The sequence below is a fragment of the Streptomyces sp. NPDC043896 genome (genome assembly GCF_056435605.1).
On record NZ_JBWKEE010000023.1, the window covers coordinates 50,062 to 69,472 of the forward strand.

The following is a 19,411-nucleotide window of genomic DNA, read 5'->3' on the forward strand; positions in this document are numbered from 1 at the left end:
GGCCGTCGGAAGCGGCGGCGCAGGCGCCCGGAGGCGGCGTCTGCGGCGGGGTCGGGTCACGGGCGGGGGGCTCCTTGTGGGTTCGCCGCGGACGGTGGAGCACGACAGCCGGGCGTCGTGCGACGCCCGGCTGTCGGGTGGGGGGTGTGGGGTGGGGCCCGGGTTTACAGGGGGGTGACGTACGCGCCGGAGATGCCGCCGTCGACGAGGAAGTCGGTGGCGTTGATGAAGGAGGAGTCGTCGCTGGCGAGGAAGGCGACGGCGGCGGCGATCTCGGTGGGCTCGGCGAACCGGCCGAGCGGGATGTGCACGAGGCGGCGGGCGGCGCGCTCGGGGTCCTTGGCGAAGAGTTCCTGGAGGAGCGGGGTGTTGACGGGGCCCGGGCAGAGGGCGTTGACGCGGATGCCCTCGCGGGCGAACTGAACGCCGAGTTCGCGGGACATGGCGAGGACTCCGCCCTTGGAGGCGGTGTAGGAGATCTGGGAGGTGGCGGCGCCCATGATGGCCACGAAGGAGGCGGTGTTGATGATGGAGCCGCGGCCCTGGCGCTGCATGTAGGGCAGGGCGGCCTTGCAGCAGAGGTAGACGGAGGTGAGGTTGACGTCCTGGACGCGGCGCCAGGCGTCGAGTTCGGTGGTGAGGATGGAGTCGTCGTCCGGGGGCGAGATGCCGGCGTTGTTGAAGGCGATGTCGACGGAGCCGTAGGTGTCGTAGGCCGTCTTGAAGAGGGCTTCGACCTGATCCTTGTCGGTGACGTCGACCTGGACGAAGGTGCCGCCGACCTCTTCGGCGGCGGCCTTGCCGGCGGCGGGGTCGATGTCGGCGCAGACGACGTTGGCGCCTTCGGAGGCGAGGCGGCGGGCGGTGGCGAGGCCGATGCCGCTGCCGGCTCCGGTGATGACGGCGGTGCGGCCGACCAGGCGGCGGCAGACGATCTCTTCGGTGCGGTCGGTCATGGTGTTCAGGCCTCCGTGCTGATGAAGACGTTCTTGGTCTCGGTGAATGCGGTGAGGGCGTCGGGTCCGAGTTCGCGGCCGAGGCCGGACTGCTGGTAGCCGCCGAAGGGGGTCCAGTAGCGGACGCTGCTGTGGGAGTTGACGGAGAGGTTGCCGGCGCGGACGGCTCGGGAGACGCGCAGGGCGCGGCCGACGTCGCGGGTCCAGAGGGAGCCGGAGAGGCCGTACTCGGTCGCGTTGGCCAGGCGTACGGCGTCCTCCTCGTCCTCGAAGGGGAGGATGACGGCGACCGGGCCGAAGACCTCCTCGGCGGCGACGGGCGCGGTGGGGGCGGCGTCGGTGACGAGGGTGGGCGGGTACCAGAATCCGGGGCCTTCGGGGGCCTTGCCGCGGATGGCGGTGAGGTCGTCGGTGACGTAGGAGCGGACGCGGTCGAGCTGGGCGCGGGAGATGAGGGGGCCCATCTGGGTCTTCTCGTCGAGCGGGTCGCCGACGGCCACGGACTCGATGCCGGGGGCGACGAGTTCGAGGAAGCGGTCGTAGGCGGAGCGCTGTACGAGGATCCGGGTGCGGGCGCAGCAGTCCTGGCCGGTGTTGTCGAGGAAGGCCATGGGGGCGGCGGCCGCCGCCGCTTCGAGGTCCGCGTCGGCGAAGACGATGTTGGGGCTCTTGCCGCCGAGTTCGAGGGTGACGCGCTTCACCCGGTCGGCGCACTTGGCCATGATCTGCTTGCCGACGCGGGTGGAGCCGGTGAAGACGATCTTCGCGACACCGGGGTGTTCGACGAGCGCGTCGCCGGCTTCGGCCCCGTGGCCGGGGAGCACCTGGAAGAGGTGTTCGGGGATCCCGGCTTCGAGGGCGAGTTCGGCGAGGCGCAGGGCCGTGAGGGGGGTGGTCTCGGCGGGTTTGAGGATGACGGCGTTGCCGGCGGCGAGGGCGGGTGCCAGGCCCCAGGCGGCGATCGGCATCGGGAAGTTCCAGGGGGCGATCACGCCGATGACGCCGAGGGGTTCGAGGAAGGTGACGTCGATGCCGCCGGCGACGGGGATCTGGCGGCCGGAGAGGCGTTCCACTCCCCCGGCGGCGTAGTCCAGCAGGTCGCGGACGTTTCCGGCTTCCCAGCGGGCGTTGCCGATGGTGTGGCCGGCTTCGCGGACCTCCAGCCGTGCCAGTTCCTCGATGTGTCCGTCGACGACCGCGGCGAAGCGGCGCAGGAGCCGGGCGCGGTCGGCGGGGGCGGCCGCCGCCCAGGCGCGCTGGGCTCTGGCGGCCCGGGCGACGGCGGCGTCGACGTCGTCCCGTGTGGCGGCCGGGACGACGGCGACGGTTTCCTCGGTGGCCGGATTCAACACTTCCAGCGCATCGGACACGTGGGTGCCTCTCTGGTTTCGGTTCGCGGGTCTGGTCTTACAGGCGTTCGAAGGAGCGGCGCAGCTCCCAGTCGGTGACCGCGGAGTCGTAGGCGTCGAGTTCGACGCGGGCCATGTTGCGGTAGTGGGCGACGACCTCGGGGCCGAAGGCGGCCTTGGCGATCTCGCTGTTCTCCCAGAGTTCCGCGGCCTCGCGCAGGGTGGCGGGGACGTGGGCGTAGTCGGCGGTGTAGGCGTTGCCGGTGCAGGGTTCGGGGAGTTCGAGGCGGTTCTCGATGCCGTGGATGCCCGCCGCGACCAGGCCGGCGACGGCGAGGTAGGGGTTGACGTCGCCGCCGGGGAGGCGGTTCTCGAAGCGGGTGGAGCGGCCGTGGCCGACGACGCGCAGGGCGCAGGTGCGGTTGTCGAAGCCCCAGGCGACGGCGGTGGGGGCGAAGGATCCCGGGCGGAAACGCTTGTACGAGTTGATGTTCGGGGCGTAGAGAAGGGAGAAGTCGCGCAGTGCGGCCAGCTGGCCGGCCAGGAAGTGGCGCATCACGGTGGACATGCCGTGTTCCTGGTCGCCGTCGGTGCCGGCCATGGCGTTGCGTCCGTCGGCGTCGGTGAGCGAGAGGTGGATGTGACAGGAGTTGCCCTCGCGCTCGTCGTACTTGGCCATGAAGGTGAGCGAGACGCCCTCCTGGGCGGCGATCTCCTTGGCTCCGGTCTTGTAGACGGCGTGCTGGTCGCAGGTGGTGAGCGCCTCGTCGTAGCGGAAGGCGATCTCGTGCTGGCCGAGGTTGCACTCGCCCTTGGCGGACTCGACGACCAGTCCGGCGGCCTGCATCTCGTTGCGGATGCGGCGCAGGAGGGGTTCGACGCGTCCGGTGCCGAGGACGGAGTAGTCGATGTTGTACTGGTTGGCGGGGGTCAGGCCGCGGTAGGCGGCGTTCCAGGCCTGTTCGTAGGTGTCCTGGAAGACCATGAACTCCAGCTCGGTGCCGACCATGGCGGTGTAGCCGAGTTCGGCGAGGCGCTCCAGCTGGCGGCGCAGGATCTGCCGGGGTGCGGCGACGACCGGGGAGCGGTCGCTCCAGGCCAGGTCGGCCATGATGAAGGCGCTGCCGGGGTTCCACGGGATGCGGCGCAGCGTGGCGGTGTCGGGGTGCATGGCGAAGTCGCCGTAGCCCCGGTCCCAGGAGGACATCTCGTAGCCGTCGACGGTGTTCATGTCGGTGTCGACGGCGAGGAGGTAGTTGCAGCCCTCGGTGCCGTGGGCGAGGACCTCGTCGAGGAAGAACTGTGCGGCGAACCGCTTGCCCTGAAGACGTCCCTGCATGTCGGGGAAGGCCAGGACGACTGTGTCGATCTCACCGCTCGCGACGAGGGCACGGAGCTCCTCGGGCGCGAGCGGCGGCTTGCGGTCTACCACTGGAATCTCTCCTTCGGTGAGCCGAGGAGGCCTAAGGTATTGAATAGAACCATTGCTTGGGAAGGGGAGGAGCCGAGATGACCGACACGGCGGACGGCGGTGGCGCGATCGCGCGGCTGAATCCCGTGCTGCGGCAGGTGCGGGCGGGCAACGGTTTCGAGGAGGCCCTGGAGCAGATCCTCCAGGTGGTCCGGCTGGGCCTGGTGCCGGGCGGGGAACGGCTGCCGCCCGAGCGGGAGCTGGCGGAGCGGATGGGGATCAGCCGGGTCACCCTGCGCGAGGTGCTGAAGGTGCTCCAGGACCAGGGCCTGGTGGAGGCCCGGCGCGGCCGGTACGGCGGAACGTTCGTGCGGGCCCGCCCCGACACCCCGGCCGGCGGCGCCGAGGAGGAGCTGCGGCGGCGCGTGGCGGGGGTGGACATCGAGGACGTGCTGCGCTTCCGCGAGGTGCTGGAGGTGGGGGCGGCCGGACTGTGCGCCTCGCAGGGGCTGTCCGAGGCGGAGGCCGAGCGCCTGCTGGCGGCCCTGGCGGCCACCCACGACGCCCCGCTCTCCGAGTACCGCCGCCAGGACACCCTCTTCCACCTCGCCCTGTGCGAGCTGGCCGGATCCGCCACCCTGACGGCCCAGTACGCCGCCGTCCGGGCCACCGTGAACGACCTGCTGGACTGCATCCCGCTGCTGGTGCGGAACCTGGAGCACTCGCAGCAGCAGCACACGGCCCTGGTCGAGGCGGTGCTGGAGCGCGACGCCGAGGGGGCCCGGGCGGTGATGCGCGAGCACTGCTGCGGCACCGCGGCGCTGCTGCGCGGGTTCCTGGCCTGAGGCGGGTGGTGGGGGTGGGGCGCGAGAGGTTTTCGTAACCCCTGTTTAACGCAGGGGTCTTGCGCGCTCCACACCCATGACGCAAAGGTACGCCTCACAACCATTGCATCGCAGTGCCCTAGGCAGGAGCGCACATGGCCGACGACATCGCACCGCTGCCCGTATCCGCACCACCCGCCGCGAAGGGCGGCGCCGAGGCGGAGTACCTGGAGCGCCGCACCCTGCGCCGGGGCAGCGCCGGCTGGCTGCTCCTGACCGGGCTCGGCGTCGCGTACGTCGTCTCCGGCGACTTCTCCGGCTGGAACGTGGGCCTGGACAAGGGCGGTTTCGGCGGCCTGGCCATCGCCACCGTCCTCATGGGCGCCATGTACGCCTGCCTCGTCTTCTCCCTCGCCGAGCTGTCCACGATCCTGCCGACGGCGGGCGGCGGCTACGGCTTCGCCCGCCGCGCGCTCGGCCCCTGGGGCGGCTTCCTCACCGGCACCGCCATCCTCATCGAGTACATCCTGGCCCCGGCGGCGATCGTCATCTTCATCGGCGACTACGTCGAGTCGCTGGGCCTGTTCGGGCTGACCTCCGGCTGGCCGGTCTACCTCGGCTGCTTCGTGATCTTCATCGGCGTCCACCTGTGGGGCGTGGGCGAGGCCCTGCGCTTCAGCCTCGTCGTCACCGCGGTGGCGGTGGCCGCGCTGCTGATCTTCGCGCTCGGCGCCCTCACCGAGTTCGACGCGGGCTCCCTGAACGACATCCCGGTGGACACCACCGCGTTCGGATCCGGCTCCTGGCTGCCCTTCGGCCTCCTCGGCATCTGGGCGGCCTTCCCCTTCGGCATGTGGTTCTTCCTCGGCGTCGAGGGCGTCCCGCTGGCCGCCGAGGAGGCCAAGGACCCCGTCCGCTCCATGCCGAAGGCCCTCGCCATCTCCATGGGCGTGCTCGCCCTGCTCGCCCTGATCACCTTCGTCGCCGCCACCGGCGCCCAGGGCGCCGACGCCGTCAGGACCGCGGGCAACCCGCTCGTCGTCGCCCTGGAGGGGGACGACGGACCGACCGCGCTGAGCCGCTTCGTCAACTACGCCGGACTGGCCGGGCTGGTCGCCTCCTTCTTCTCCCTCATCTACGCCGGCTCCCGCCAGCTCTTCGCCCTCTCCCGGGCCGGCTACCTGCCGCGCTTCCTGTCACTCACCTCCAAGCGCAAGGCCCCGTACCTCGGACTGGTGATTCCGGGCGCCATCGGATTCGCCCTCGCGGCGGCCACCGGCAACGGTGCTCGGATGCTGAACATCGCCGTGTTCGGCGCGACCATCTCGTACGCCCTGATGGCCCTCTCGCACATCGTGCTGCGCCGCCGCGAGCCCGCCCTGGACCGGCCCTACCGCACCCCCGGAGGGGTTCTGACCTCCTCCGTCGCCTTCGTGCTCGCCCTTTCGGCCCTCGTCGCCACCTTCCTGGTGGACAAGGACGCGGCACTCATCGCACTCGCCGTGTACGCCGTCGCCCTCGCCTACTTCGCCTTCTACAGTCGGCACCACCTCGTGGCCTCCGCACCCGAGGAAGAAGCCGCCGCGCTTGCGGAAGCCGAGGCGGAGTTGACCCGCGACTGAGACCCTTGTCCCGCCCCTTGATACGGCACCATCCTGGAGGTAATCCGTGCCCAGGCCGCTCATCGGCATCACCACCTACGTGGAGGAATCCACCCGCTACAACGTGTGGGACCTCCCCACGTCGCTCGTGCCCTCCGGGTACTACGAGCTCGTCCAGGCGGCGGGCGGCGCGGCCGTGCTGCTGCCACCGGACGAATCGGAACGGGCGGCGGAGGTGCTGGAGCGGCTGGACGGCCTGATCGTCTCCGGCGGCCCGGACGTGGACCCCCTCCACTACGGGGCCCACCGCGACCCCCGTACGGGTCCCCCCGCGCGGATCCGCGACGAATGGGAACTCGCCCTGATCGGGGCCGCCCTGGAGGCCGACCTCCCCGTGCTCGGGATCTGCCGGGGCATGCAGGCCCTGAACGTGGCCCTCGGCGGGACGCTGGTCCAGCACATCGACGGCCACGTCCACACCCCCGGCGTCACCTCCTGGCACCCCGTCACCCCCGTGGCGGGCACCCGCTACGCGGAGCTGGTGCCGGAGAAGGCGGAGGTCCCGACGTACCACCACCAGGCCGTGGACGTCGTGGGCCGGGGTCTGGTCGTCTCGGCGTACGCGGACGACGGCACGGTCGAGGCCATCGAGGACCCCGACCGCTCCCGCTACGTGCTGGGCGTCCAGTGGCACCCGGAGCGGGACAAGGACACCCGGGTGATGGCCTCGCTGATCGACGCGGCCAACGACCGCCGGGTGGTCGGGGTTCCGGTGGGCTGACCCCGCTCCGCCCCACGGGCCCGGCGCCCCTCCCCTGGCGCCGGGCCCCACGCAGGTGCGCTCCGGGCGGCCGGCGCGCACGCTGGAGACATGCGGACCGAGGCGCACGACACGGCCTCCGGCCCGGTCGCCGGGTTCCTGGAGAACCCGGTCGTCGGGATGGCGCCGTGGATCATCTTCTCCCTGCTGGTCGGCCCGGGCCGGTTCGAGATCGCGGTCGGGCTCGCCCTGGCGTCGGCCGTCGTCCTGGCCGTACTGGGCCGGCTCGTACACCGCGGCAGCTCCTGGAAGCTGCTGGAAGTCGCCGACGTGGTGTTCTTCGCGGCGCTGGCCGTCATCGGGGTCCTGGCGAGCGACGGGACGCTGCGCTGGCTGGAGACGTACGCGGGAGAGGTCGCGAGCCTCACCCTGACGGCGATCGCCTTCGGCTCGATGGCGCTGGGGATGCCCTTCACCCTCCAGTACGCCCGCGAGCAGACCGACCCCTCGGTGTGGAACACGCCCGCCTTCCTCCGCACCAACTACGCGATCACCGGGGTGTGGGGGCTCGCCTTCCTGGTCACGGCACTGGCGGGCGGCTTCGGGGACCTGGTGCTGCGCGCCCCCGACAACCTCTGGACGACCTGGATCATCCCGGTCCTGGCGATCGTCGCCGCGCTGCGGTTCACCGCCTGGTACCCGGACGTGGTCCGCGCCCGCGCCGCCGGGGGCCCCGAGCCCGGGCGGGCCTCGCTGCTGCTCCCGCTGGCGGGCCTGCTGGTGCCGATCGGCATCGCGGTACTGGTCTTCACGGACCACGCGTGGTGGGTGGGCGCGGCCCTGATCGTGGCCGGCGCCCTGCTGACGAAGTCGCTCCGGCCGCGGGACTGAGCCGGGGAGCCGGGGCACCTCGCGCCCCGGCATCCCTTCCTCCTGGCGCGGGTCAGCGGCTGAAGACGACCGACCGCAGCTTCAGCCGCGACGAGCCGTAGCCGGTGAGCGGCCGCAGGGTGAAGAAGTCGCCCTCGCATTCCGGTTCGGTGAAGACCGTCGCCGTCGCGGTGGTCCGGTTGCGCGGGGAGTGGGCCGGCTCGCCGGCGGCGGGGTCGGCCACCTCCGGGAGGGTGATGCACTCCTGGCCCTCCGGGTCCTGCAGCACCGCCCTCCGCGGCTGGCCGTCCAGGCCGACGTAGGTGTACTGGAACTGGCCGATGGCGGCCGAGGCCGACGTCGGGAGGGTCAGGACGAGGCTCAGCGCGCCGAAGGCGGCGACGGCGGCTCGGCGGATACGCATGGGGGTTCCCTTCACAACGGCAACAAGGTGCGGGAGCCACCTTCCTGGCGGGCCGGGTCCCGGTCACGACCCCACCACCGGCGAAACGATCCGCCCTCGCCCGGACGGCCTACGCCCGCCGCCGCGTCAGCGACAGCAGGTCCCGCGCCGGGCCCGCCGGCCGGGCGCCCGTGGGCCAGACCGCGCGCAGGGCCCGGGACAGGGCCGCGTCCGGGACCGGGACCTCGACCAGGCGGCGGGCCGCCAGTTCGTCGCCCAGGGCCAGCTCCGACAGGACGCACGGCCCCGCACCGCTGAGCGCGGCGGCCTTGACGGCGGTGGTCGACGCCAGCTCCAGCAGCGGCGCCGCCAGGCCGCCCGACGCGGCCAGCGCGGCGTCCAGGACCTGCCGGGTGCCCGAGCCGCGCTCGCGCAGGATGAGCGGCGTCGACGCCAGCTCCCCGGCGTCCACCCCCTTCGAGCGCCGCGCCCACGGGTGCTGCGGCGCCACCGCCACCACCAGGCGGTCCTGCGCGATGACGGCGGAGTCCAGCCCGTCGGGGACACTGAGCCCCTCCACGAAGCCGAGGTCCGCCTCGTGGGCCAGGACCCGCTGGGCGACGTCCGCCGAGTTCCCGGCGTGCAGGGACACCGCCGTGTCGGGGCGCTCCCCGCGCAGGGCGATCAGCCAGCCGGGCAGCAGGTACTCGGCGATGGTCATGCTGGCCGCCACCCGCAGCCGCGAGTCCCGCCGCCCGCGCAGCGCCTGCGCGCCCGCGTCGAAGGCCTCGGCGGCCTCCACCACCCGCCGGGCCCAGTCCGTGACGAGCGCCCCCTCGGCCGTGAGCGTCGAGCCGCGCGGGGAGCGGTCCACCAGGGCGACGCCGAGCCGGGTCTCCATCGCCCGGATGCGGCTGCTCGCCGCCGGCTGCGTGATGCCCAGGTGGCGTGCGGCGCCGCTCAGGCTGCCGACCCGGGCCACCGTGAGCAGCAGCTCCAGCGCGCCCAGGTCCGGCACGCGGTGTGCGAGCGGAACCGTCTCCTCGTTACCCATAACATCAGTTTATGGCCTTATAGACGTGCGGCCTCTGCCGTACGGCCCGGCACGACGGGACGCTGGACCCATGGCCACCACCACCGTGCGACCCCGCATCCTCACAGAACGCGCGCCCCGGACCCACAAGGCCCCCGCGCTGCGCCACCTCGGCCCCAACTGGTACGCCTCCGTCATGGGCACGGCCATCATCGCGAACGCGGGAGCCACCCTCCCGTACCAGCTCCCGGGCCAGCGCGTGGCCTGCCAGCTCGTCTGGGCGCTGTCCGCCGTGGCCCTCGCCGTACTGCTGACCGCCCGTGCCGGGCACTGGCTGCACCACCGCGACCAGGCCCGCGCCCACCTCCTCGACCCGGCCGTGGCCCCCTTCTACGGGTGCCTGGCGATGGCCCTGCTGGCCGTCGGCGGCGGCACCCTGATCGTCGGCAAGGACCTGATCGGGACCTCCGCCGCCGTGGCCGTGGACACCGTGCTCTTCACCGCCGGCACCGTGCTCGGCCTGGTCACGGCCGTCGTCGTGCCCTACCTGATGGTGGTCCGGCACAAGGTCGAGGCCTCGCAGGCCTCCCCCGTCTGGCTGCTGCCCGTGGTCTCCCCCATGGTCTCCGCCGCCGTCGGGCCCCTGCTGGTCCCCCATCTGCCCGCCGGGCAGCCCCGCGAGGCCCTGCTGCTGGCCTGCTACGCGATGTTCGGCGTGAGCCTCATGGCCACCCTGCTGCTGCTCCCCCTGGTCTTCGGCCGGCTGATCGTGAGCGGTCCCCTGCCCCTGGCCCTGACGCCCGCGCTCTTCCTGGTGCTCGGCCCCCTCGGGCAGTCCGCCACCGCCGTGAACCAGCTCGCCGACGTGGCGCCCGGCGCCATCGACGCCTCCTACGCCCACGCCCTCGGCGCCTTCGCCGTGGTCTACGGGGTGCCCGTGCTGGGCTTCGCCCTGCTGTGGCTGGCCCTGGCCGCTTCGATGCTCGTGCGGGCCGCACGGAACGGCATGGGCTTCGCGATGACCTGGTGGGCGCTGACCTTCCCCGTCGGCACCTGCGTCACCGGCGCCGCCGGGCTGGCCCGCCACACCGGGCTGGACGCCTTCGCCTGGCTGGCCACCGCCCTGTTCCTCGGCCTGGTCACCGCCTGGGCGCTCGCCGCCGGACACACCCTGCGCGGGCTGGTCAGCGGCCGGCTGCTGCCGAAGACCGCCTGATCGCCGCCCCCAGCACCGCCGGGGCCTCGGCCAGCGAGGGCCCGTACCAGGTCAGGTGGCGTCCGCTGACGAGGGCGGCCCGGAGGTCCGGAAAGGCCTCCGGGCCGTCGTCGGCCGTGAAGGCGTACGGCTCGTCCGGGAGCACCACCAGATCGCAGCCGCCCGCCGCCAGCTCGGCGAGCGGCACCTTCGGGTACCGCTCCGCATGCCCGGCGTGGACGTTGCGCACCCCGAGGCGGGCCAGGAGGTCGCCCGCGAAGGTGTCGCGGCCCAGCACCATCCAGGGCCGCCGCCAGATCGGCACGAAGGCGGCGAGGTCCCCGACGGGCTCCACCGCCGCCCAGGCCTCCTCCGCCCGGTTCAGCCACGCGGGCCGCTCCAGCCCCAGGGCCCCCACCAGCACCCGGTCCAGCTCGGTGAAGGCCTGTGGCAGGTCCCGTACCTCGGTGACCAGCACCTCCAGCCCGGCGGCGCGCAGCGCGTCCAGGTCCGGGGCCCGGTTCTCCTCCTCGTTGGCGATCACCAGGTCGGGACGGAGCCGGGCGACCGCCCGTACGTCCGGGTTCTTCGTCCCCCCGATCCGTACCGCGCCGCCCAGGTCCGCGGGATGCGTGCACCAGTCGGTGACGCCGACGAGACGTCCGGGCGCGGACACCGCCACGGCCTCGGTGAGGGACGGCACGAGCGAGACGACGCGCACCGGTTCAGTGCTCCGGCGAGGGCGGCTCGGAGGTGGCGTGGATGTGGTCGCCGACGGCCACGACGAGGAGCTTGGTGTCGTCGCCGGCGGCCCGCCAGCGGTGGCGCACCCCGCCGGACAGGAACAGCGCGTCACCGCACTCCAGCCGGTACGCCCGGCCCTCGGCCTCCACCTGGCAGGCCCCGGAGACCACGTACATCAGCTCGTCGTTGCGGTGCTGGTACTCGCGGCCGGCGTCCTGGTCGCCGGTGAACTCCAGCGCGTGCAGCTGGTGGTGGCCGCGCACGAGGGGGCGTACGCCCATCACGGGCGTGATCCCGGGCTCGTCCCCCGCCCGTACGAGGTCCACCGTGCGCGCGGTGTCGGAGGCGGCCAGCAGGTCCACGGCCGTGGTCTCCAGCGCGTCCGCGACCCGCTCCAGCGAACGCATGCTGGGGCGGGCGCGCTCGTTCTCTATCTGGCTCAGGAAGGGGACGGACAGGCCGCTGCGCGCCGAGACGGCGGCGAGGGTCAGGTGCAGCGCGCGGCGCCGTTTGCGCACGGCGACGCCCACCCGCAGCGGCTCCTTGGAGTCCTTTTCCTTGTCGTTGGCGTCGGTCGCGCCCGTGCGAGCGGGCGCGTACTCCCTGCCGTCCGTGGCGTCCGCGATGTTTCCGTCTTCCTTGCCGTTCATGTCGGGGCTGCCCTCCCCTGTCCTCGTCGCACATCGGTGTGCTGTAAGCACCTTACGCAGCAACCGCCCCCGGATTCGCGCGCAAGGGCCCACCGGGCCCCGACCCGGTGGATTCCCGTGGCCCTTCCGTCACCCTGCGTGGCCCCCGCCCTGCTGCCACAGCGCACGGTCACCGGCGAGGATCACCACGTCACCTGACGGGCGGACCAGCAGCCGGGCTCCGGGGTGGCCGTCGGTGCCGCTGCTCCACAGCTTCGCGCCGGCGGCGGTGCGTACGGTCAGCTCGCCGTCGGGGGAGAAGACGGCCTCGTTCGCGGCACCCTTCGTGCCCGCGCCCCACAGGCGGTTGCCCGCGGAACCGAGCAGGACGAGGTCCCCGTCGGCCTGGAGGCAGAGCCGTACGGTGCCCGCGTCGAGGACGTCGCCGGCGCGCAGGACGGTGCCGCCGTGGACCTCGACGGAGCGGTCGAGCCTGCCTTCGGCCAGGGCACGGAGGGTGGGCAGCGAGGGCGTGAAGGCGTAGAGCGCGCCCTCGGTGCGCACGAACCGGCCGAAGCGCAGGGTGGTGGCGCGGCTGCCGCCCGCCGACTCCGTCTCGAAGGTGACCGGGGAGTCCGGCCCGATCGCCGGGTCCGCTCCGACCCGGGGGTTGCGGCCGGGCGGGAAGTCGGCGTCGTTGACCCACCGCTTGGTGATGAACTCGTACTGCTGCACGAGGTCGGCCTGGTATCCGACGAAGACCAGCCCGCGCGGGGCCCGCTGCTCGTGGGCCGGCCGGTCGAAGTCGTACGCCGGGCCGTAGGGGATGCCGCGCCGGATGATCCGCCGCCCGTCCAGTTCGGCGGCGGCCAGCGGGGGCCTGCCGGGGACGGTGACGAGGCCGTCGCGCGGGTTGCCCTTGCGGATGTGCGCGAACAGCGGGGTGCGCCATCCGTCGAGGTCGTCCGCGTACGTCAGGGCGGCGTCCGGGTCCGTGCCGAGGGCGGCGGGCTCCTCGGCGAGCGGGCAGCCCGCGACGGGGGTGCCGCCGGGCCAGCGGCCGACGAGGCGGGCCGCGACCCAGGTCTCGGTCGCCTCCGGCGGCGCGGCCCCGGCCTTCTTCAGGTCGGCCAGCCGCTCCCGGGCCTGCGCCCACCAGCCGGGGACGTCCTGGGCGAGCCGGCGGACCACCTGGAAGGAGCCGCCGGTGGCCCAGGCGGGCAGCCCGGCGGGCCGCAGTCCGGCCTTCTCCTGTCCCACGAGGAACTCCCCGGGCGGGATCAGGCGCGTGCCGGGCTTGCCCTTCACGGTCGTCGCGTCGGCCGGGTCCGGCTCGTGGAAGCCGCGTACGCCGGGCTGGCTGATGCCGTCGGAGAAGCCGAAGTGCTCGTGCCCCTTCAGCGCCCCGGGGAGCTTGCCGCCGTTCTGCCGGAAGACGACCTCGCCGCCGGCGGGGCCGAGCTCCTTCTTGTGGCGGGCGACCGCCGCGGCGAGCCTGGCGGGGTCGTCCGCGGAGAGGCTGAGTACGGCGTGGACGGCGCGCTCGGGCTCCTCGGCGCCGAACAGCCAGGAGCCGGGTGCGCTGTCGCCGGTGTCGCCGAGCTCCTCCGCGCGCGCGGCGGGGCCCTGGGCGAAGGCCTCGGCGGTGCTGCCCGCGGGCAGGGCCGGGAAGGGGTCGCGGCCGGCGAGCAGGCGCAGTCCGGCGTGGGTCAGGGACAGGCCGGTCCACTGGGCGGACAGCCCGGCCGGGTCGGAGCCGCCCGCCTTGAGCCGGGCCGCGCTGAAGGCGGCGTTGAAGCGGGCCATCTGCTCGGTGGTGGAGATCTCCGGCACCAGCCGGCCCAGCCAGGTCCGGGCCCGCGCGGCGTCGTGGAAGTGCAGGAGCAGCAGGCAGGCGTGGTCCTTGCGGGAGCCCGCGAGGATGTCGCCCTGGGTGGTGCGGTCGGCGCGCAGCGGCAGGGCGGCGGACCGGGCGGGGAGCGTCCCGGGCCGGGCCGCCGACCCGGGGGGTGTCAGCGGCGCCGCTGCCGCCGGGCCGGCGGCGTACGGGCACGCGGCGAGCCCGGCGGCGGCCGCCGCCCCGGCCCTGATGACGGTCCTGCGGGCGGGGGTGCGGGGCTGCGCGTCGTCCATCGGGGCTCCTGGGTGGGGTGCGGAGGAGGGCGGGAGGGGCGGTGGTCGGACGGGGGCGGGGCGCGGCGGGGCGGCCGCCGGGCGGTCGCCGGCCGGGACGCGGCGGTCGGCGGTCGGCGGTCGGCGGTCGGCGGTCGGCGGTCGGCGGTCGGGGCGGTCGGGGCGGTCGGCTCAGGTCAGCCGGATCCAGCGCGCGACGCTGGGCACGCCCTTCGCGTCGAGGAGGAAGAGCATGTGGTGCCCGGGCGCCGTGGCCGCCGACGCCGGCGGGGCCTGCAGGGTGAGGAGCCCGCCCTCCCGCCGCACGACGCGCAGTTCGGCCAGCCGCCGCCCGGCCCCGCCGGCCTGCGGGGCGCCGGCCGGGGGCAGCAGCACGGCCCGCCGCACCCGGTCCGGGGTGCCGGTGCGCACCAGGAAGCGGTCCCCGGGGGCGAGGGGCGCGGCCGGCACCTCGTCGAGGGCGGGCCGGGGCCCCTGGTGGAGGTAGGCGGGCTCGTAGATCTCGACGCTGCCGTGCATGCCGTCGCGGAGGTCCGCGTCGTGGGCGGTCTGCTGGAGTTCGTCGCCGGTGATCGCGACGCGGCCGTCGGGCAGGAGCAGCGCACTGGAGTGGTGGCCGCGCGGCAGCCGCTGCACCGGGCCGAGCCGCCAGCCGCCCTTGGTGTCGCGCAGCTCCAGCTGGCGGTACCTCAGGTCGGGGGCGGGGCTGAGCAGGCCGCTCGCGTAGTCGTGGATGTCGTAGGCGCCGCTCGCGGTGAGCAGGGTCCCGTCGGGCAGCAGGACGGTGTTGTCGCCGGGGCGGCCGGCGGCGGGCGCGTACGAGGGGCCTGCGGCCGCGAGGGGGTGCCCGAGCACGGGGAAGCGCTCCACCGCCGGGGCCCTGGTCCCCCACAGCGGCCCGGTCCCGGCCGGGAAGCCGGCCCGGCGGGCGGTGGTCTCCTCCCGCTCACGGCTCCAGGTCTCGGTCCAGGGGTCGAAGACCAGCCCGGGCCCGCTCCCGGCGGCGGTGCCGAAGACACCGAGCCGGCCGCTGGGCAGGAGGGAGTGGCCGGTCCGGAGGAAGGGGGCGGCCGGCGGCGGGGCGACCTTCGTGAACGACCCGGCCCCGGTGCCCTTCGCCGGGTCCCAGAGGAAGGCGCGGCCCCCGGCGGTGTGCTCGAAGGAGAACAGGAGCACCTTGCCGGTGGGCAGCAGGGCGGTGTGCGCGCCGAAGTCGGGGGAGGCGAAGTACTCCGTGAACGCGCCGTGCACCGCCGGGCGGAAGCCCGCGTTCGCCCTGGCCTGAGACTCCGTCAGGGACTTGAGGCGGGCCGCCCTGGCGGTGTCGGGCAGGTCGGCTTCGGCACGCAGGGCGAGGCGGGTCCGGGCGTGCGCCTCGGCGTGCTCCGGGCCCAGGCCGCGCGACTCCGCCGGCGAGACCTCCCGGCGGACCCGCTCGCGCAGCTCGCCGGGGGACTGCCGGGCGGGCGCGGCGGGGCCGGCGGCCGGACCCGGCGGGCCGTCGTGGGCGGCGGCGGAGCCGGCGGGGAGCAGGGACAGCACGGTGCTCGCGACGAGGACGCGGGCGACTCCGCGACGGGGCATGCGGAACCCTCACAGGACGGGGAACGGGCACGGCCGGCCGGGCGCAGGGCCCTGCCGGTGATCCACACCCTCCGCGAGGGTGCGCGAACGCGCGCGCCGGGCGAACTGTTTGAGTGACGATCAGGTCACCCGGGGTCACCCCGGCGTGGCGTCGGCGGTGCGGCATCATCGTCTGCGTGACGACACGACGCCTGATGCTCCTGGACACCGCCTCCCTCTACTACCGCGCCTACTTCGGCGTGCCGGACTCCGTGAAGGCGCCCGACGGCACGCCCGTCAACGCCGTGCGCGGGCTGCTCGACTTCATCGGGCGGCTCGTGCAGGACCACCGCCCGGACGACCTGGTGGCCTGCATGGACGCCGACTGGCGGCCGCACTGGCGGGTGGAGCTGATCCCCTCCTACAAGGCGCACCGGGTCGCGGAGGAGACGGAGACCGGCCCGGACGTGGAGGAGACCCCGGACACCCTGCTCCCGCAGGTGCCGATCATCGAGGCGGCGCTGGACGCGTTCGGCATCGCCCGGGTGGGGGTCGCCGGGTACGAGGCGGACGACGTGATCGGCACCCTCACCGCCCGGGCCGCCGGCCCGGTGGACATCGTCACCGGTGACCGGGACCTCTACCAGCTCGTCGACGACGCCCGGCAGCGCCGCGTGCTGTACCCGCTCAAGGGCGTGGGGTCCCTCCAGGTGACCGACGAGGCCTGGCTGCGCGAGAAGTACGGGGTGGACGGCCCCGGGTACGCGGACCTCGCGCTGCTGCGCGGCGACCCGAGCGACGGCCTGCCGGGCGTGCCGGGCATCGGGGAGAAGACGGCGGCGAAGCTGCTGGACGCGTACGGGGACCTGGCCGGGATCGTCGCGGCGGTCGGCGACCCGAAGTCGAAGCTGACCCCCACCCAGCGCAAGCGGCTGGACGAGTCCCGTCCGTACCTGGAGGTGGCCCCGAAGGTCGTCCGGGTCGCTTCGGACGTGCCCCTGCCCGCCTTCGACCCGGCCCTTCCGCAGTCCCCGGCTCGACCCGAGATGGTCGACGCGCTCGCCCATCGGTGGGGTCTGGGGGGAGCGGTGTCACGTCTGAGCAGCGCGCTGCGCCCTTGAGATGCTAGGTTAGGTAATCCTAAGCTTCGTAAGGCGTAAGGGGAGACAACCGTGGCAGAAGGACGCGCCCGTACCGTCGGCACCGCAGTCGTCGTACGCACCGAACGGCTGACGCCGCACATGGTCCGCCTCGTGCTGGGCGGCGACGGGCTGGCCGGTTTCGGTGCGGGCGCGCACACGGACCATTATGTCAAACTCCTCTTCGAACCCGAGGGCGTGCGGTACGCCGAGCCCTGGGACATGGACGTGATCCGCGCGACCCACCGGCGCGATGCCTGGCCCCGCCAGCGCGCGTACACCGTCCGGGCCTGGGACCCCGCCCGCCTGGAGCTGACCCTGGACTTCGTCGTCCACGGTGACGAGGGCCTGGCCGGCCCCTGGGCGGCCCGCGTCCAGCCCGGCGAGCTCGTCCACTTCCTCGGCCCCGGCGGCAGCTACTCCCCCGCCCCCCTCGCCGACTGGCACCTCCTCGCCGGCGACGAGAGCGCCCTGCCGGCGATCGCGGCGTCGATGGAGCGGATGCCGCGGGGCGCGCGGGTGCACGCGTTCATCGAGGTCGGGGGCCCGGCGGACGAGCAGGACATCCGCACCCCGGACGGCGTCACCCCGGTGTGGCTGCACCGCGGCGACCGCCCGGTGGGCGCGGCCCTGCTGGAAGCGGTCACCACCCTCCGCTTCCCCTCCCCGGACGTCCACGCCTTCGTCCACGGCGAGGCGGGCTTCGTGAAGGAACTCCGCCGCCACCTGCGCCTGGACCGGGGCGTGGCGCGCGAGCGGCTGTCGATCTCCGGGTACTGGCGCCTGGGCGAGACGGACGAGGGCTGGCGCGCGATCAAGCGCGACTGGAACGCCACCGTCGAAGCCGAACAGGACCTCCCGACCCCGGCCGCCGCCTAGCCGCTGCCGCCCTTCTTGACCCGTACGGGCGCTGCGGGCCCGTCACCTCGAACGCCGGCGGGGCTGGATCTTCCAGCCCCGCCGGCGTTCGAGGCGTGGGGGTCTGGGGGCGGAGCCCCCGGGGAACGGTGGAAGGGCGGGCAGGGGAACTCGCCCCGCGCAGCGGCAGCCCACCCGCACCCGCCCCACCGGCCCCGGCCACCCACCCCGCACCGGCCCCGGCCCGGGCCCCGGACGGAGTCCGGACGGCTCCCGAGCGGCGCGCCGCAGGCGAAGGGCGCACAATGACCCCATGCGTAGGCTCCGCGCAGCCGGACTCCTCGGGGCCGCGGTACTGATGGTCTCCGCGGCCGCCCCGGCCGCCCCGGCCGCCCCGGCCGCCACCGCGCCGCAGCCACCCCCGCCCCCCACCCCGCGGTTCACCGACGCCGCCGTCGACGCCGCGCTCGCCCGGCTCGACGCCACCATCGCCGACGGCATGCGCCGCACCGGCGTTCCCGGCGTCTCCGTGGCCGTCGTCCACGACGACGAGGTGGTCTACCTCAAGGGCTTCGGTCTCCGCCGCACCGGCGACACCGCCAAGGTCGGCCCCGACACCGTCTTCCAGCTGGCCTCCGTCTCCAAGCCGGTCACCACGAGCGTCATCGCCGGTGCTCTGACCTCGCCCGACGCCTGGGACAAGCCCCTCGGCGACACCCTCCCCGGCTTCGCCCTCAAGGACCCCTGGGTCACCTCGCACGTCACCCCCGCCGACCTGCTCTCGCACCGCAGCGGCCTCCCCGACCACGCCGGGGACCTCCTGGAGGACCTCGGCTACGACCGGGCGTACATCCTCGGCCACCTGCGCGAGGAGCCGCTGACCCCCTTCCGCGCGAGCTACGCGTACACCAACTTCGGGTTCACCGCCGCCGCCGAGGCCGTCGCCCGCGACCACGGGGTGAGCTGGCAGAAGCTCAGCGAGGACACCCTCTTCAAGCCCGCCGGGATGACCCGCACCAGTACGGAGTTCGCCGCCTACGCCAAGGCCCCGGACCGGGCCTCCGGCCACGCGAAGAACCCCGACGGCACCTGGAGCCCCCGCTACGTCCGCGACGCCGACGCCCAGACCCCGGCCGGCGGCACCAGCTCCACCGCCCGCGACATGTCCCGCTGGCTGCGGCTGCAGCTGAACGACGGCACCCTCGACGGCAAGCGCGTCATCCCCGCCGACACCCTCGCCCGCACCCGCGTCCCCGAGATCGTCTCCCAGTCCCAGACCCCCCGCGGTACCCCGCAGTTCTACGGGCTCGGCTGGAACGTCAGCTACGACGACGCGGGCCGGCTGCGCCTGAGCCACTCCGGGGGCTTCGAGCTCGGCGCCAACACCAACGTCACGATGCTCCCTCTGGAGCGCCTCGGCATCGTCGTCCTGACCAACGGGTCCCCCGTCGGCCTGGCCGACTCCATCGCCCTCGACTTCTTCGACATCGCCGAACACGGCAAGCCGACCACCGACTGGCTGCCGCTCCTCGCCGCCACGTACAAGCAGCTCGACGACGCGGCCCGGTCCGACACCGACTACGCCCGCCCCCCGGCCGGCGCGAAGCCCGCCCGCGACGACAGCGCCTACACCGGCACGTACGAGAACCCGTACTACGGCCCCGCCACCGTCACCGCCGACCCCTCCGGCAAGGGCCTGGTCCTCTCCCTCGGACCCAAGCCGATGCGCTTCCCCCTGACCCCCTACGACGGCGACACCTTCAGCTTCGAGACGAGCGGCGAGAACGCCGTCGGCCGCACCGGGGTGTTCTTCTCCGACGGCACGCTCCGCGTCGAGTACCTCGACGCGAACCACCTCGGCACCTTCACCCAGAAGTAGCAGCCCGGGCACGGCGCCTCTCCGCCGACCAGCCCTCGGCGAACAAATGTCCGGCGATCTGCCC

Annotated in this window: 17 protein-coding genes; 8 read left to right on the plus strand and 9 right to left on the minus strand. The window is 74.1% G+C overall.

The window, feature by feature from the left end:
- Window positions 1-164: 164 nt before the first annotated feature.
- Genes AC069X_RS28680 through AC069X_RS28690 form a run of 3 tightly spaced genes read right to left on the minus strand, consistent with a single transcriptional unit; the run spans window position 165 to window position 3,737 of the window.
- Window positions 165-956, minus strand: a complete 792-nt coding sequence (locus AC069X_RS28680; protein ID WP_478732911.1) for a 3-oxoacyl-ACP reductase — start codon at window positions 954-956, stop codon at window positions 165-167.
- A gap of 5 nt (window positions 957-961) precedes the next feature.
- Complete coding sequence (locus AC069X_RS28685) at window positions 962-2,326, minus strand: aldehyde dehydrogenase family protein (protein WP_478732913.1); 1,365 nt, start codon at window positions 2,324-2,326, stop codon at window positions 962-964.
- Between the two features lie 37 nt (window positions 2,327-2,363).
- Window positions 2,364-3,737, minus strand: a complete 1,374-nt coding sequence (locus AC069X_RS28690) for a glutamine synthetase family protein (RefSeq protein WP_478732915.1) — start codon at window positions 3,735-3,737, stop codon at window positions 2,364-2,366.
- Window positions 3,738-3,814: 77 nt separating this feature from the next.
- Between AC069X_RS28690 and AC069X_RS28695 the strand changes: the two genes are divergently transcribed.
- From AC069X_RS28695 to AC069X_RS28710, 4 genes are all read left to right on the plus strand, one after another.
- Window positions 3,815-4,561: a FadR/GntR family transcriptional regulator gene (locus AC069X_RS28695; protein ID WP_478732916.1), complete on the plus strand. Its 747-nt coding sequence runs from the start codon at window positions 3,815-3,817 to the stop codon at window positions 4,559-4,561.
- A 134-nt stretch (window positions 4,562-4,695) separates the two neighbouring features.
- The gene (gene eat, locus AC069X_RS28700; RefSeq protein ID WP_478732918.1) at window positions 4,696-6,162 is read left to right on the plus strand and encodes an ethanolamine permease; all 1,467 of its coding nucleotides are present in this window, start codon (window positions 4,696-4,698) and stop codon (window positions 6,160-6,162) included.
- Window positions 6,163-6,208: 46 nt separating this feature from the next.
- Entirely contained in the window at window positions 6,209-6,922 is a 714-nt protein-coding gene (locus tag AC069X_RS28705; protein WP_478732920.1) for a gamma-glutamyl-gamma-aminobutyrate hydrolase family protein, read from the plus strand.
- 90 nt (window positions 6,923-7,012) lie between these two features.
- Window positions 7,013-7,792, plus strand: a complete 780-nt coding sequence (locus tag AC069X_RS28710; RefSeq protein ID WP_478732922.1) for a hypothetical protein — start codon at window positions 7,013-7,015, stop codon at window positions 7,790-7,792.
- 52 nt (window positions 7,793-7,844) lie between these two features.
- On the opposite strand, the gene AC069X_RS28715 is transcribed toward AC069X_RS28710, so the two are convergent.
- A complete protein-coding gene (locus tag AC069X_RS28715) occupies window positions 7,845-8,195 on the minus strand; it encodes a hypothetical protein (protein WP_478732924.1) in 351 nt (116 codons plus the stop codon).
- Window positions 8,196-8,304: 109 nt separating this feature from the next.
- Window positions 8,305-9,228 (minus strand): LysR family transcriptional regulator, encoded by a 924-nt coding sequence (locus tag AC069X_RS28720; RefSeq protein WP_478732926.1) that lies wholly within the window; start codon window positions 9,226-9,228, stop codon window positions 8,305-8,307.
- A 70-nt stretch (window positions 9,229-9,298) separates the two neighbouring features.
- Here AC069X_RS28720 and AC069X_RS28725 point away from each other — a divergent pair, with 70 nt between their 5' ends.
- Window positions 9,299-10,423: a TDT family transporter gene (locus tag AC069X_RS28725; RefSeq protein WP_478732928.1), complete on the plus strand. Its 1,125-nt coding sequence runs from the start codon at window positions 9,299-9,301 to the stop codon at window positions 10,421-10,423.
- Here AC069X_RS28725 and AC069X_RS28730 read toward each other — a convergent pair.
- The 4 genes from AC069X_RS28730 to AC069X_RS28745 form a co-directional block, all read right to left on the minus strand.
- Window positions 10,392-11,123 (minus strand): helical backbone metal receptor, encoded by a 732-nt coding sequence (locus tag AC069X_RS28730; RefSeq protein ID WP_478732930.1) that lies wholly within the window; start codon window positions 11,121-11,123, stop codon window positions 10,392-10,394. The genes AC069X_RS28725 and AC069X_RS28730 overlap by 32 nt on opposite strands.
- A 4-nt stretch (window positions 11,124-11,127) precedes the next feature.
- Window positions 11,128-11,676 carry a helix-turn-helix domain-containing protein gene (locus AC069X_RS28735; RefSeq protein WP_478733060.1) on the minus strand — a complete coding sequence of 183 codons (549 nt, stop codon included), beginning with the start codon at window positions 11,674-11,676 and terminating at the stop codon, window positions 11,128-11,130.
- A 249-nt stretch (window positions 11,677-11,925) separates the two neighbouring features.
- Window positions 11,926-13,908, minus strand: a complete 1,983-nt coding sequence (locus AC069X_RS28740) for a Dyp-type peroxidase (RefSeq protein WP_478732932.1) — start codon at window positions 13,906-13,908, stop codon at window positions 11,926-11,928.
- 171 nt (window positions 13,909-14,079) lie between these two features.
- Window positions 14,080-15,492, minus strand: coding sequence for a galactose oxidase-like domain-containing protein (locus AC069X_RS28745; RefSeq protein ID WP_478732934.1), 1,413 nt, complete (start codon window positions 15,490-15,492; stop codon window positions 14,080-14,082).
- Between the two features lie 194 nt (window positions 15,493-15,686).
- On the opposite strand from AC069X_RS28745, the gene AC069X_RS28750 reads away from it, so the two are divergent.
- The 3 genes from AC069X_RS28750 (at window position 15,687) to AC069X_RS28760 (ending at window position 19,347) form a co-directional block, all read left to right on the plus strand.
- Entirely contained in the window at window positions 15,687-16,592 is a 906-nt protein-coding gene (locus AC069X_RS28750; protein ID WP_478733062.1) for a 5'-3' exonuclease, read from the plus strand.
- Window positions 16,593-16,643: 51 nt separating this feature from the next.
- Entirely contained in the window at window positions 16,644-17,489 is an 846-nt protein-coding gene (locus AC069X_RS28755) for a siderophore-interacting protein (protein WP_478732936.1), read from the plus strand.
- A 292-nt stretch (window positions 17,490-17,781) separates the two neighbouring features.
- Complete coding sequence (locus tag AC069X_RS28760; RefSeq protein ID WP_478732937.1) at window positions 17,782-19,347, plus strand: serine hydrolase; 1,566 nt, start codon at window positions 17,782-17,784, stop codon at window positions 19,345-19,347.
- Window positions 19,348-19,411: the final 64 nt, after the last annotated feature.